We start from the raw sequence: 13241 nt of genomic DNA on the forward strand, positions 1-13241 counted from the left end.
GTCGAAATAGGCGAGCGGCTCGCGATACGCCGAGCGCGCGAGCGCGCGCTCGCCCGCTTTCATCCAATAGGCAATCGCCTGCTCCGGCATTGCGGCCGCCGTATAGTGCTGCGCTATCAGCTCGGGCTGGCTCTCGGCGATTTCGGCAAATCGGTTTTCGATCGTCCGGCCGACGCGGCGGTGCAAAACCTGGCGTCGGCTTCTGAGCAAATTCTCATAGGCTGCGTCCTGAATCAGCACATGCTTGAAGCGATATTCGGATTCCGGTGGTAGCCCCTGCACCAGCAGGATGTCGGCCTCGGCAAGCCGCTCCAGCGCCGTCTGCAGGGCGGTGTCCTCCATGTCGGCCACGGCGCGAATAAGCGGGTAGGAGAAGTCGCGCCCAATCACCGCGCCAATCTGCGCTACCTCGCGCGCTGAGCCGAGTCGATCAAGCCGCGCCATGAGCGATTGTTGCAGTGTTGGCGGTATTGCGTCCATGCCACCATGCTCGCCGCGCTCCAGCAAAAGTCGCGTCACTTCCTCAACAAACAGCGGCACGCCGGCGGTGCGCTCAGTCAGGCTGTCAACCACTTCCTTGGGCAGCGCATGGTGGGCCGCAAGGCCGCCGACCATGTGCCGTACCTGTTGGCGATCGAGCGGCGCCAACGCAATTACGCCGTGATGCGAGCGCATGCCCCACGGCGCCCGAAACTCAGGTCGAGCCGTGATAACAAAAAACAGTGGCGCCAGCGCACCGCGTTCGGCAAAGCCGCGCAACAGGTCGAGCGTGGTCGGATCGGCCCAGTGTAGGTCTTCCACTGCTATCACCGCTGGCTGAGCCCGTGCGCCACTCATCCACCAATTGGTAAGCGCCGCTAGTTGCTGGCGTCGTAAATCCTCTGGCGGCAAAGCCAGGGCGCGGTCCGGTGGCAATGGAATGTCGAGCAGCGGAGATAGGAGCGTGGCATTCTCTACTGGGTCGAGCTTGACCAGCCCCAGCGTGTTCTCGAGGTCTGCCAAGCGCTTGTCGGCGGGCACATCGGCGCCGCCGAAACGCTGACGCCCCCAATCCGCGATTGGGTGCAGCGGCGTGTTCTGCAAGAGCTGTGAACAACTAAATTCAGCCCAGGTATGCGGCGTTTCGCTCAGTCGGGCATGAAATTCCTCGACCAGGCGGGATTTACCCAAGCCCGGTTCGCCAATGATCAGTGCCAACTGGCCTTCGCCCTGCCGTGCCCGTTCCCAGCGCCGCATCAGCATGGCGATTTCCTCATCGCGACCCACCAGCGGCGTGAGATGGCGTTGCCCTGCGCGCCGTCCGCCGCCGCTCGCCCGCACGAGCCGGTATAGTGTCACCGGCTCATGCATACCTTTAAGTTCGTGGCTGCCGCGCTCCTCGGCGACAAACAAGCCGGCGATCTGACGCTGGACCCTCGCTGTCACGACGACGGTGCCTGGCTCAGCTAACGCCTGTACCCGAGCCGCGACGTTGGGCGCATCGCCATAAATCTCGCCCGCCGCGTCGATCACGACCGCTCCGGTTTCAATCCCGATGCGGGCGTTGAGCGCTGGCTTGCCAGTCTCAGTATTCTTGCGGTTCACCGCAGCTAGCGCCCGTTGAATCGAGAGCGCGGCCCGCGCCGCGCGTTCGGCGTCGTTCTCCTGCGCCACCGGATAGCCAAATAGCACCATTAGCCCGTCGCCCAACTTCTTGGCGACATGGCCGCCCATCTCGATCACGGCGGCGCAGGCGGCATCGAGATAAGCGCTGACGAGGTCGCGCCACTCCTCGGCATCGAGCTGGGCGGAAATGCTGGTCGAGCCGACGAGATCACAGAACATCACTGTGACATAGCGGCGCTCACCGCTGACCTCAGCCGCGGCGGAGATTGGCGGTGGTGTTGCGGTCGGGATTGGCTCTGACGCGACGGGTGTGCGACCCGGTGCTGCAGTTGCTCTGGCGGCCGCGGCTGGTGCGTTCGTCTCGATACCGTCGATGTCGGCAATCGCGCGCAGCATTTTTCGGCGATCACCGAGGACGACGCCAAGCTCTTTCAGGTCCTGATCGGTCAGTTCGCGAAGTACCGAGAAATCAATGCGGTTTTCAGCAAACCGCTGGGCGTATTCGGACATACCGAGCTTTTCGAGCCAGTCGGCAATTTGCTGCATCGCGGCCCCGACGCTTACCTTGCTCGCCAGAAGAATTGCCAGTTTATCCTTTTCAACTTCGCATCGTCACCTCCGTTAAATAGGTCTCGGTTACTGACCTACAGAAGCTCGCGACTCTTCTGTTTCCATTTTGGTCGATACGTCAGCTACCGCTGAACTTGGCAGCGATGCGGTGGATGTCGACACTAAGTCAAAAGCGCCATTTCGAAAGTTGGCCAGTCACTTCCGGTCCGCATCCGATGCAGGGTTGGACGCCGGATTTTATCCCCCAACTCACTGACGACGCGGTCGCAATGAAGGTCATCGATCGCATCTTGCCGATCTCCGGCCCCGGCGCCATTCGCAGCAGCAAGGCCCTTGCTACTCAGGAGGGCATCTTCGTCGGCATTACCTCTGGTGGGACCTTCGCCGGCGCGCTAAAGATTGCAGCCGAGGCGGAAAAAGGAGCGAACATTCTCTGTATGCTTCCTGACACCGGCGAGCGCTATTTGAGCACGCCTCTTTTCGCTGATGTGTCGGCAGACATGAATGAGGAAGAGCTTAAGATCTCACGCTCTACGCCGAGTGCCCAGCTCAATCCTTGAGCAGTCATCACTAAACGATCGAGTAACGGATGTTGGCTATTTCGGCTCGGATTATAGCGACGGACGCGGCGTTCAAGGCGGTGAAGTCCTTCGTTTTTAACTCACGCTATGCTGAGCGCAGGCTTGAGCCCGGCATATGTGACTTCACCTTCGGCAATCCACACGAAATGCCACTTGAAGGTATCGTCAACGCGATTCGGGAGCGGGCAATCCCACACGACAAGAACTGGTTCGCCTATAAGACGAGTGAGCAGGAGCCACAAGCCTTTGTCGCTGAGCGGGTCGGCCGCGAGCTCAACCTTACCTTTGAACCGGCAGACATTGCGCTGACGGCCGGTGCATTCGCTGCCATCATGGTCGCCTTTCGGCTTGTGGTCGACGCAGGTGACGAGGTCATCTATTCGGAACCGGCATGGTTCTGCTATGAGCCGATGCTGTTGGCCGCCAATGCCGTGCCGCGGAAGGTCAAGCTACAGGCGTCGACGTTTGATCTCGATCTAGCTGCGGTCGAAGCTTCAATCGGACCCAAGACACGGCTCGTGATCGTTAACACGCCCCACAATCCAACCGGACGTATCTACAGCCGTGGGTCACTTGAGGCTCTGGCCGATTTGCTTGAGCGTGCCTCGACCAGAATTGGCCACCGAATATTTCTCTTGTCGGACGAGCCTTATCGAAAGTTGCGTTTCGACGGGCGCGATTTCACGAGCCCGGCGGCGCTGTATCCATGGACACTTATCTCCTACAGTTATGGCAAGGTGCTACTCGCACCGGGACAGCGGCTCGGTTATCTCGCTATATCGCCCTTGATGCCACCTGCGGATCGGCATGCTCTTCGGAGTATGATGTTTCCCGCCCAGATGGCCCTCGGTTGGTGTTTTCCTAATGCCGTGATGCAATACGCGATTCCCGACCTTGAAAATCTCGCGATCGACCAAGTGTCGCTTACGCGGCGGCGCGACCGGTTTATGGCGACGCTCCTGAGTGCCGGATATTCAGTCCTTGTGCCTGAAGGCACATTCTACCTTTGGAGCAAGTGGGCGGATAGTGATCCACAGAGACAATGGAACGCGCTAGCAGATCGTGATGTCTTTGTGCTGCCCGGTAGCATGATGAATACGCCCGACTACTTCCGAATAAGTCTGACGGCATCCGATGAGATGGTTGAACGGGCGCTCCCAGCATTTATCGATGTGGCATGACGGGCAGGTAAGCAGTTCGCGTTGGCGCCTGCCTGAATCTATCGAGCACTCCTTGAGGTCCGCTCAGGGTCATTCGGGACTGAGCCACCCAGCACGGCTCGCCCATTGATGTCCGCTTCACCACCAAAAGCGACCTCGTCGCTACGCTCCATGCGAAATGTCGCGAAGGGCCACAAACGGACTCGTGCACTGCAACAAATTCGCGGAAATTCGTTTGCGTAAATCTGATCTCAAGTGCCAAAGGACGTAGCTGGTTCGAAATTGGTAGTCAGGCGTGCAGCTCATCGAGCAACGCCGCTGCCTCTTTCAAATCGAGCGTGTCAAATCCTTCGGTGAACCAGCCGTAGACCGGAGCAAGTAGTTCGCGAGCTTGTTGTGGTTTACCCTGCTCACGAAGGAGCCGCGCCATACTCATCGCCGCGCGCAGCTCCCAGGATTTGGCCTGCTGTACGCGGGCAATTACGAGGGCGCGGTCGAAATGCGCTTCTGCTTTTGCTACATCGCGGTCCGGCGACATCAGGGCGATTTCGCCGCCGATGCGGCGGACCTCGGCCTCACACCATTTTTCCTTGCTCGTTTCCACCGTGGTCATGGCTTCGTCAATGCAGCGCCAAGCGTCGTCGAATTGGCCGAGCCCTGCATGGACCCTCGCCAAAAATGACAAATACCATGGGGTCCACCCCGTGGCCCCGGTCGACCGCCATCCGCTGATTCCCTCGGTGATCACGTCGGCGGCGCTTGTGGCTTTGCCGGTCGCGGCCAGCAGACAACCTTGGGTCATGGTCCCGTACGCCTTCCAGAGCAACGCGCCCTTTTCGTCCGCCAGTGCTACAACTTCGGAGGACCGCGCGCTCGCTCCGGCGTAGTTTCCGCAGTGGATCAGGGTCAACGATGATGTGGCTAGCGCATGAATTAGCGTGGCGGCATGATCGATCTCGCGTGCGTCGTCGATTGCGTGGTCTGCATCTGCGAGCGCGGCCTCGGGATAGCCGAGCAACCACAGAGCCAGCGACCGCCGAGATCGGACCGCCGCCCCGAGGTCCACGCCAAATCGCGTCGCGTGCGTGCGGTGCTCGGCGCGGTCGTAGAGCGCGATGGCGCGATCGAACTGCGCGCGACCCGGCGCGATGTCCCCCGTCAACAGCAGGGCGGTTCCCATGAGGCGATGCCCGATCGCAAGCGGGACGGTGGCTCTCTTCTCCTCTGCGAGCGCCAGGAACTGCGCCGCAAGGTCGCGCAGGGCGTCACCGTTGAACGCATATGCGTTCGAGGCCCAGACAGCGTGAAGGAGCGAGAACAGCAGCAGCGGGTCTTCGGGCGGCTCGCCAAGTGCTTCCGCCCGCGCTATCAAAGAGCGCGCCTGATCGAGCGACGCTTTGGTCTCGGGCGCCGCATATCCTTTGGTGTGCATCAGAGCGTTCACAAGCGCGACCTGAAGCTTAATCTCTTCGCGGCGTCGGGCTGCCGTTCCAGGCAACGCCGCAATGTGGGCAAGCGCGCGGCTCAACTGAATCGCCGCCTCCAAAAGCGCCGAACGCTCCAGCGACCGCTGTCCCGCCTTCCCCCACAGGCCCGCGGCCTTCTCAATCAACCCGGCCTCGGTGCAGTGACGAGCCAGCAGCTCTGGCTGGCTCTCGGCGATTTCCGTGAATTTGCTTTCGAGGGCTTCCACGATCCGGGCGTGAAGCGCGCGTCTCGGCTCCCGCAACAGTGTGCCATAGGCCGCGTCCTGCACGAGGCCATGCTTGAACAGGTAGGTCGCATGGGGCGGTACGCCCTGCCGAAACAGCAGACCGGCCTCGATGAGCCGGTCGAGCGCCGATGCCAGCTGCGCCCCGGTTGCGCGAACCACTGAAGCAAGCAGAGCGTGGGAGAACTCACGGCCGATCACCGCCCCAATCTGCGCCACCTCCTTAGCGGGACCGAGCCGGTCGAGCCGCGCCATCAGTGAGGCGTGCAGGCTTGCCGGAACCGCAACGGACGGCGACGGAGTGGCTGCAACCGCGCGCTCGGCCGCTCCCTCGCCAACCGCTTCGAGCACCGACTTCGTCATTTCCTCAACAAACAATGGAATGCCGTCTGTGCGTTCGATAATGTCCTGTCTGATGCCCGCCGCCAGCGGCTTATTGCCGGTGACGCGGTCGATCATGGCAGCGATTTCGCGCTCGCTGAGCCGGTTGATAGTGAGGGTAGTAACATGAGGCCGTCCAATCCAGGGCGGTTCAAATTCCGGCCGATACGTAACAACCAGCAACACGCCAAGGGTTCTTATTCGGTCGACGGTTCGACCGAGCACTTCCAAGCTCGTGGGGTCAATCCAATGCGCATCCTCGAAAATTATCAGAACCGTATGCTGGCTTGCCAATCCCGCAAGCTGTGCGGTCAGGGCTTCTAGGGTTCTTTGCCGGCGCTGCTGCGAGGTCAGGTCTAGCGGTGGATAGCGTCCATCGTTCGGTAGTGACAGCATGTCGGCAAAAAGCCCCGCGTCCTCGCGTGCCGTAAAACCTTGCGCCAGCACAGCATCGAGTTTGTCGAGCTTTGCACGCGCCGTGTCGTTGTGCAAAAACGCGGCGGCGCGTTCCATTTGCCTGATGATCGGATAGAGCGCGCTATCGGTGCCTTGCGGCGAGCAGAAATAATGCAGTCGCGTGTGCGGTTCGCTGACGAGTCGCTCCAATAGCGCCGCAGTGAGCCGCGATTTGCCGATCCCGGCCTCACCGGATAGCAGCACCACCTGGCCTTCGTCGGTCTTGGCTCTCGCCCAGCGGCGCAACAGCAGTTCAAGCTCTTCTTCGCGCCCGACGAGCGCAGTGAGGCCGCCGGCGTGCATTGCCTCAAAGCGGCTCTCCGCAGAACTTGCCCGTACGGCCGCGAACACTCGCACCGGACCGACCATCCCTTTGAGCTCCTTGGGCCCCACGTCCTGCAGCTCGAAGAGATTGCCCAGCAGCCTGCGCGTGGCCTCTGCAATGACAACTGTGTTCGGCTCGGCGATGCCTTGAAGGCGTGCCGCAAGGTTTGGCGTCTCGCCGACAATGTCGTGCTCCTGCGCTTCGCCAGACCCCAGAAGATCCCCGACTACCACCATCCCGGTGGCAGCCCCTACCCGCACTTGTAGGGGCTCAGGAGCCGCGAGCGTGGCGACCGCATCGATCAGCGCGAGGCCGGCCCGAACTGCCCGCTCGGCGTCATCCTCATGCGCTGCCGGATAGCCGAAATAGATCAGCACCCCGTCACCCATGTACCTGGCGACGAAGCCGCCGAAGCGGCGCACGGTGTCGGCGACGCACCTCTGGTAGGCGGAAATGACCTCGCGCAGGTCCTCTGGGTCCAGACGGGTGGAGAGCGCCGTCGAACCGACGAGGTCCGAGAACATTACGGTCACCTGGCGGCGCTCGGCAGTGTCCTTGGCGGCTTCCTCTCTTGGCGGAGCAGCGTCGGATAGCGGCGTTGGTCCGTGCGTTTCGGCTCGCAAGGCAACGATGGCGTCGAGCAGCTTACGGCGATGCCCGACAGATCCGACACCAAGCTCCTTCAAGTCCTCCGTCGTCAAACTCGGGACGATGGTGTCGTCGACGTTATTCTCGCGGAATGCCGCCTCATACTGTTCGAGGCCGAGCTTCCGCAGCCAAGCTCCGACATCCATGGTGGCGCCCCTGCTCGCCATGATCCTAGTCGAGGCGGCCTATCTGGGGTAGCGCCTTTTCGGCATCCGCTTTTGGCTCGCCGCCACCACGCCGCCCCAGCCCGCCGCTCGGGTCGACGCGGCGCTCGCGGAATTGGGACAGTAGCCCCACAAGGTAAGCAATCACGTCAATCAAGCATTTGGTCGCCGCCCCCGGTGGAAGGGCGGCGATACAATTCATCACGCCATCGAGCAGACGGTCCCGCTACGCCTGAGGCCTTGATTGCAGGCTCGCCAGCTCGCGAGCGACCTTGGCGTCATGCGCCGCCTCGTCGGCCCGTGCCACTGCCGGGCTCCAGCGCCCGCGCATCACGAAAATGGTTGCGATAAACACCACCACGCAAATGATGCACACCGCGTACCAAATGCGCCATTCGCCCGGGGCGGCCTCTGCGGCCGCCTGGATCGCCCCCATTTGTGCCAATAACTCTGGTGGCGGCGTGAGATTCGCTGCTAGGGCCTGCTTATAGGCCGCGATATAGAAGGGCGCCGCCACCAGTGTGTCTACCGATTTCACAACCAGCGGCAATGCGATAAAGCACACGGTCACCACAAGCCGTAACAGCCAGCCCCAAACCGCGAGCCCGGTCGCAGTCAGCGCCGGATTGCGCGCCTCCACCGTCTCGGTGAAGCTTGCCATCCAGCTCACATAGGCCAGCCCCCCGAAGATCGATTGCGCGCAGAGGATGAGCGCCAGCTTGGTGAAGCTTGGATGCTGCCCCGCTTGGGTGAGGTAAAGATAGATCGCGACCGCACAGCCGATGCCGCCTACCAGCATGAACGGTTTGCGTACCCGGAAGTGATCCGAGAGCAAGCCACCGACAATTAGCGCGACGGCATTGGCTCCCCAGCTCCAATTTCCGAGGGCGTTCGCCTGCTCCACTGAAAACTGGAACATGGTCACCAGATAGATCACGCCGAAGGCCACTGCCGTGTAGTAGAAGAACAGCAGCAGCGACACGCCAAATGCCGATGCGATCACGTCCAGATGCAGCATCTGCCGCCATGGGTTGCGCAAGGAGGCCTCGATATCGAGCCCCTTCGCCTTCAGCTCGATGAGCACCCGGTCGCGCTCGCTAACCATAAGCTGGTCGCGAAGCGCTGGTGCAAGCTCGCGCAGGAACAGGAACGCCAATACGAACAATACAAGGCAGATCGCGCCGCAAATGTAGAACTGGCTCTGCCAAGTCTGGTAGGCGGGCAGGGACACTGTGATAATTGCGCTTACCGTCAGGCTGCCCAATACCGGTCCCAAAGTCCAGAACCCCATCGCAGTCGCGCGTCCGACCTGCGGCGAGAAATCGCGGATCAGCGCAGGCGTCGCGACGAGAGCGATGCCTTCCACGAATGAGATCGCGCCGAAGGCAAGCGCAAATCCCAGCGGACTCGTGACGTTCGGGGTCCAAAAAGCGGTGATCAGCGCCACCAGCAATAGCCCATAGACCACCAGATTTGCACGACCGAAACGGTCGGCTAGCCCCGCGATAAGCGATGCGAAGGCACCCAGGAGACCTCCCGCGGCGAGTATGTACACAAAAATCGAAAACGGCATGTGCAGCTGCGGCAACATCAGGGTTGCCACGCCTCCGCCCACATAGAGTGCGTAGTAGAGAGCGATCGTGATTGCCACCACCAGCAGTAGCTGCCGCAGCCGCTGTGCGCGTTCTGGATAATGAGCATGCTTGCGATTCCAAACCGCAAACCCAGGCCGCGCCTGTGGCGTTACCGTCGTTGAAGACATTTTCAATCCTCCTCCCCGTTTCCATTCCCCAATCGTCACTTTGCTTGGCTCGACCAGTCACGAGTTCATCGGCGTGATCCAAGTGGATGGCTGGAATTGCCGATTGTTGCGCCGGCTCGCCTGCGACCAAGCCGTCGCCGCCAATCACCGAAAATGAATTCGCGTCGCCTTTGCCCTCGCACTAACATCGCGCTCAACCAGATGGATTACAGCAGGAAAATGCCAGCAGCGGAATAGGTCTCCATGGCTTTTGCACCGGTCCACCCAACTTGCAACTGCACTCGCGAGAGGTCTGTGGCTCCGATTGACCAATAATTACGGGTCAACGGTTATGGCTTTAACCCCGGACTTTTCGTAACATCTTCGCCTTTTCGGGTGGGGGTCCTTGACGATGACAGGCAACCAACCGCGCCGTAAGATCGTCGCGATTCTCGCAGCCGATGTTGTGGAATACAGCCGCCTAGCGGGTACCGATGAAGACCGCACGCTGGCGCGGCTCAGGGCGTTGCGGAGCGATCTCATCGATCCGAGCATAGCAATCCATCACGGGCGGGTAGTAAAGCGCACTGGCGACGGGGCTCTGGTCGAGTTTAGCAGCGTTGTCGACGCCGTGCGTTGTGCCATCGAGGTTCAGAACGGCATGATCGAGCGGAATGCGGGGCTGCCGCCCGAGCGCCGCATCGAATTTCGGATTGGAATCCATCTCGGCGACGTGGTCGAGGAGAGCGATGGCGACCTTATGGGCGATGGAGTAAACATCGCTGCACGACTGGAAGGCATCGCAAAGCCCGGAGCGATCTGTATTTCCGAAGATGCTTATCGCCAGGTTAAAGCGCGGCTCGACCTGGTGGTTGGCGATCTCGGCGAGCAGAAACTCAAGAACATTGCCGAGCCGATCCGGGCGTATTCGCTCGAAGTCGGAAAGCCGGCGCGGGCTAGTCCGGACTCGGTCACCACACCGCCGCAAGCGTCCATCGTGGTGCTGCCCTTCGTGAACCTCAGCGGCGACCCGGACCAGCAGTATATTGCCGACGTCCTGACCGAGAATCTCACGACCGGTCTAGCACGTATCGAGGGCACGTTCGTGATCGCGCGGAGCACCGCCTTCACTTATAAAGGCAAGCCGGTCGATGTGAAGCAGGTCGGCAAGGAGCTTGGCGTGCGTTACGCCCTGGAGGGCAGCGAGCAGCACAGCCACAACAAGATACGGGTAAACGCACAGCTCATCGACGTCGCAACTGGGGCGCATCTTTGGGCCGATCAGTTCGATGCGCCACGATCCGATCTCTTCGAGGCAGTCGACCAGATTGTCTGGCGGATCGCGCGGACCCTGCAAATAAAACTGATCGCAGCCGATCTCGCCCGCGCGTCGCGCAGCCGTCCGAACAATCCTGACGCCCAGGATTTGGCATTGCGTTGCAAGGCTGCTTTTTTCAATAATTCCGGCCCCAGCGATGTCGTCGCCGCGTGCGAGCGCTCGCTGCAGGCAGACGGGCATGACGTCTTCGCGCTGAGTGCGTTGGCATTTTTCATCGCGGTGTCGGTCATCACCGCGCAGAGCGTCGATCGGGAGGCAGATCTCGAAAAGGCGGAGGAACTCATCTCGCGGGCGCTTGTCCTGGACGCCGACAGTGGCATCGCACATTTCGCTAAATCCTGCGTGCTCACGGGGCGTAATCGTCACGAGCAGGCCCTCGGCGAGGCAGAACGCGCCCTCGCCTTGAGCTACGACTACATCGGCGCAAATTTTGTCCGTTGCCTGGCCAACGGCTGTCTCGGCCGGCCGGATCTCACGCTTGAGTTCGCGGACGAGGCCATCCGCCTCAGTCCGCGCGATCCAGCGCTCTGGATTTTCTATCACTACAAGGGATGGGCGTTCTTCATGAAGCAGCAATACGAGGCGGCCATTGATTGGGTGCTCCGCAGCCGGGCGGAGCACGTCGATCCCTTTGCCGATCTGCTGCTCGCGGCGGCGTTCGCGCTTACCGGCCGCCCGGCCGAGGCGAAGAAGGCGCTCGATCACTATCATGCGTTACCTCTGGTCAAAACTACAACGATTGCCCAATTGCGCACGCTGCAGTTTGCACTGGCGGACAATCCCGAGTGGATTGCTTGGAACGAGAGGTTCTTCGACGGGCTGCGCAAGGCCGGCATGCCGGAGAGTTGAGTACAGCCCAGGCAGCGAAAACCCTCCCTTTGGACAAACGATGGCTCTTAGGTTGACGACGACACGCTTGCCAGCTCACACTGGTCGCCAAAAGGTTGGCATTGGGGCACGCATGTCAGACCCTATGGCAGTCAGCCGACGCCTCGTCGCAGTCTTCGCAGCAGATGTGGAGGGCTACAGCCGTCTCATGGGCGCTGATGAGGTTGGCATCCTTAGGAGACGCGCGATCTCCGGTTTCGGCGCGTGGAAAACTTCGCATTGTGCCGGAACTACCTGCGCCTCGCGCGCTCTTGCTTTAATGCGGCCTAGGTTCGGCTTCACGATTCCTTCGAACCCGCCTAACGTCGGGACGCGATAAGTTCCGGGAGAAACGATCATGGCTACGACTGGGCCAGCATCGGCAGAAGTCGCTTCGATAGAAGACACCAGCCTGCTTGCGTTTTATCGCGACATGAACGCAGCGGAGCGTCACACGTTCTGGGCTTGCGCGTCCGGCTGGGCGCTCGACGGCATGGACTTTATGATCTACCCACTCGTGATCGGCACCATCATCACGCTGTGGAAGGTCGATCCCGGCACGGCGGGCCTCGCCGGCACGGTGACGCTGCTGGCCTCCGCGGTCGGCGGCTGGCTCGGCGGCTACGTCGCCGACCGCATCGGGCGCGTCAGGACGTTGCAGTTCACGATCCTCTGGTTCTCGTTCTTCTCGCTGGTCTGCGCGATCGTACAGAATTTCGATCAGCTCCTGATCGCCCGTGCATTGCTGGGCCTCGGTTTCGGCGGTGAATGGGCCGCGGGCGCGGTGCTGATGGGCGAAGCGATCCGCCCGCAATACCGCGGACGCGCGGTCGGCTCGGTGCAATCGGGGTGGGCAGTCGGGTGGGGCCTTGCAGTGCTGGCACAGGCGATCCTGTTTTCCTATTTGCCCGCGGAAACGGCGTGGCGCTGGATGTTCGTCATCGGCGCGCTGCCGGCACTTCTGGTATTTTATCTGCGACGCTACGTCACCGAACCAGAGATTGCGGCAGCCACCCGCGCGAAACAGATAGCGTCGGGCGATCACCCTCCATTGTGGGATATCTTTTCCGGTCCGATCCTCAAGACCACCATCCTGGCATCGCTGATGTCGACGGGATGTCAGGGCGGCTATTACGCGACCACATTTTGGGTGCCACGTTTCCTCACCAGCGAACGCAACCTCTCGATTGTCAGCTCCACAGGCTATCTGTCGGCGCTGATCGTCGGCTCGTTTATCGGTTATCTTGTTGGCGCGTGGCTTGCCGACCGCATCGGCCGGCGCAACCTGTTCTTGATCTTTTCGCTCGGCGCCATTGCCGTGGTGCTGCTCTACACTCAATTGCCATTGACCAACGAGCTGCTGTGGGTACTGGGCTTCCCGCTCGGGTTTTTCGCGTCGGGTTATTTCTCCGGTGTCGGCGCGTTCCTCACCGAGCTATACCCGACAAGACTTCGCGGCTCCGGCCAAGGCTTCTGCTACAATTTCGGCCGCGGCATCGGCGCGCTGTTTCCGTTTCTGGTTGGTGCGCTGTCGGCTTCGACATCGCTCGCCAACGCGATTGCGATCTTCGCGGTAGCAGCCTACGGCGTGTTTTTCGTCACAGCCTACACGCTGCCGGAAACGCGGGGGCGGGTTCTGCGCGCCGAAGTTTAAGACGCGGGCCGCGTCTGAGCCAAGTCCGCCGATTCCTCA

At 61.2% G+C, this 13241-nt stretch carries 7 protein-coding genes and 1 pseudogene; 5 read left to right on the top strand and 3 right to left on the bottom strand.

What is annotated here, in order from left to right:
* Window positions 1-2151, bottom strand: a 2151-nt coding sequence (locus VNX23_RS24190) for an adenylate/guanylate cyclase domain-containing protein (protein WP_325634090.1), incomplete at its 3' end; no start/stop codon positions are given.
* A gap of 158 nt (window positions 2152-2309) precedes the next feature.
* Here VNX23_RS24190 and VNX23_RS24195 point away from each other — a divergent pair.
* A complete protein-coding gene (locus VNX23_RS24195) occupies window positions 2310-2735 on the top strand; it encodes a cysteine synthase (protein WP_325634091.1) in 426 nt (141 codons plus the stop codon).
* A 29-nt stretch (window positions 2736-2764) separates the two neighbouring features.
* The gene (locus tag VNX23_RS24200) at window positions 2765-3937 is read left to right on the top strand and encodes an aminotransferase class I/II-fold pyridoxal phosphate-dependent enzyme (protein WP_325634092.1); all 1173 of its coding nucleotides are present in this window, start codon (window positions 2765-2767) and stop codon (window positions 3935-3937) included.
* 268 nt (window positions 3938-4205) lie between these two features.
* Here the strand turns inward: VNX23_RS24200 and VNX23_RS24205 are convergent, their stop codons facing one another.
* Complete coding sequence (locus VNX23_RS24205) at window positions 4206-7583, bottom strand: AAA family ATPase (RefSeq protein ID WP_325634093.1); 3378 nt, start codon at window positions 7581-7583, stop codon at window positions 4206-4208.
* Between the two features lie 244 nt (window positions 7584-7827).
* Window positions 7828-9363, bottom strand: coding sequence for an MFS transporter (locus VNX23_RS24210; RefSeq protein WP_325634094.1), 1536 nt, complete (start codon window positions 9361-9363; stop codon window positions 7828-7830).
* Window positions 9364-9754: 391 nt separating this feature from the next.
* On the opposite strand from VNX23_RS24210, the pseudogene VNX23_RS24215 reads away from it, so the two are divergent.
* The 3 genes and pseudogenes from VNX23_RS24215 to VNX23_RS24225 all read left to right on the top strand — a co-directional run.
* Window positions 9755-10210: pseudogene (locus VNX23_RS24215) on the top strand (adenylate/guanylate cyclase domain-containing protein); the annotation flags it as partial.
* Between the two features lie 129 nt (window positions 10211-10339).
* On the top strand, window positions 10340-11530 hold the full coding sequence (locus VNX23_RS24220) for an adenylate cyclase (protein ID WP_325634096.1): 1191 nt from the start codon (window positions 10340-10342) through the stop codon (window positions 11528-11530).
* A 376-nt stretch (window positions 11531-11906) separates the two neighbouring features.
* Window positions 11907-13202 (top strand): MFS transporter, encoded by a 1296-nt coding sequence (locus VNX23_RS24225; RefSeq protein ID WP_325634095.1) that lies wholly within the window; start codon window positions 11907-11909, stop codon window positions 13200-13202.
* Window positions 13203-13241: the final 39 nt, after the last annotated feature.

It is taken from the genome of Bradyrhizobium sp. (assembly GCF_035570375.1).
GTDB lineage: Bacteria > Pseudomonadota > Alphaproteobacteria > Rhizobiales > Xanthobacteraceae > Bradyrhizobium.

What these genes read in the sequence shown, in the direction of transcription:
- VNX23_RS24200 (WP_325634092.1), top strand. Translation starts at nt 2,765, where the DNA reads ATGTTGGCTATTTCGGCTCGGATTATAGCGACGGACGCGGCGTTCAAG.
- VNX23_RS24205 (WP_325634093.1), bottom strand. Translation starts at nt 7,583, where the DNA reads ATGGATGTCGGAGCTTGGCTGCGGAAGCTCGGCCTCGAACAGTATGAG.
- VNX23_RS24210 (WP_325634094.1), bottom strand. Translation starts at nt 9,363, where the DNA reads ATGTCTTCAACGACGGTAACGCCACAGGCGCGGCCTGGGTTTGCGGTT.
- VNX23_RS24225 (WP_325634095.1), top strand. Translation starts at nt 11,907, where the DNA reads ATGGCTACGACTGGGCCAGCATCGGCAGAAGTCGCTTCGATAGAAGAC.